This window comes from Roseateles sp. P5_B10, assembly GCF_056400485.1.
In genome coordinates this window covers 1-1,443 of record NZ_JBFULE010001090.1, presented here as the reverse complement: position 1 = coordinate 1,443, position 1,443 = coordinate 1, and the positions used below count along the sequence as shown (strand labels likewise).

Genomic DNA, 1,443 nt, shown 5'->3' with positions numbered 1-1,443 from the left:
CCTTGACCCAGTCGCCGTTGGCGACGCCCTTCTCCTTGGCCAGCTCCTCGCCGATCTCGACGAACTGCTGTGGCTGCAGCACGGCCGAGGTCAGCACGTTCTTGGTCCAGTAGTGGAAGTGCTCGGTGAGCCGGTAGCTGGTGGCCACGTACGGGAAGTCCTTGGGCGTGCCGAAGGCCTCCATGTCGCCCTTGAAGACGCGCGCGGCCGGGTTGGACTTGGCCTTGGCGTTGCCCGGATGCATGGGGTTGTTGGCCAGCGGCGTCTCGAAGGGCTCGTAGTGCTCGGGCAGCGGGCCGTCGACCAGGCCGGTCGGTGCAAACAGCCGCGCCACGCCCTCGGCGGTCATGATGAAAGGCCGCACCGCGTCGGCATCGGTCGGGTTGGCGTCGGGCCGGATGTCGGGCACGTCGGAGCCGCCCCAGCGTTCGCCGTTCCAGGCCATCAGCCGGCGCTTGGGGTTCCAGGGCTTGCCGGTCGGGTCGCAGGAGGCGGCGTTGTAGAGCACGCGGCGGTTGGCCGGCCAGGCCCAGGCCCAGGCCAGCGTCTGGCCGATGCCGTAGGGGTCGGCGTTGTCGCGCCGGGCCATCTGGTTGCCGGCCTGCGTCCAGGCGCCGGCGTAGATCCAGCAGCCGCTGGACGTGCTGCCGTCGTCGCGCAGCAGGCCGAAGCCGCTGAGCTGCTCGCCTGCCTTGGCCAGCACCTTGGTCGCGTCCTTGGGGTCGGTCACGTCGGCCAGGGCCTTGCCGTTGTACTCCTTGGCCAGCTCCTCGGCCGAGGGGTTGGTGGGCTGCAGATAGGGCCAGCTCAGGTTGACGATGGGGTCGGGGAAGGCACCGCCCTCCTTCACATAGGCCGCCTTCATGCGCATGAACAGCTGCGCAATGATCTCGGGGTCGCCCTTGGCTTCGCCCGGCGGCTCGGCGCCCTTCCAGTGCCACTGCAGCCAGCGGCCGGAGTTGGTGAGGGACCCGTCCTCCTCCGCGAAGCAGGTGCTGGGGAAGCGGAACACCGTCGTCTGGATGTCCTCGCTCTTCACGTCGTTGTGCTCGCCGTGGTTCTTCCAGAACTCGGCGGTCTCGGTGTTGAGCGGGTCGATGATGACGAGGAACTTCAGCTTGGACAGGCCCGCGACGATCTTCTTCTTGTTGGGGAAGGAGCCGACCGGGTTGAAGCCCTGGCAGATGTAGCCGTTGAGCTTGCCCTGGCCCATCAGCTCGAAGGTCTGCAGCACGTCATAGCCCTTGTCCCACTTGGGCAGGTAGTGGTAGGCCCAGTCGTTCTCGGCGGTGGCGGCCTTGCCCCACCAGGCCTTTTGCTGGCTGACGAAGAACTTGGGATAGTTCTGCCAGAAGCTCATCTGGCCAGGGCGCAGTGGTTTGAGTGCGCGGGTCTTGTAGTAGGTCTCCAGGTCCTGCTCGCTGTCGCGGGCCAGGCTCATAT

General features: G+C 67.0%; 1 protein-coding gene. It reads right to left on the bottom strand.

Features of this window, described 5'->3' with window-relative positions:
• Positions 1–1,443: molybdopterin-binding domain-containing protein (locus tag AC1DU6_RS31070; protein ID WP_477861976.1), on the bottom strand; the 1,443-nt coding region annotated here is incomplete at both ends.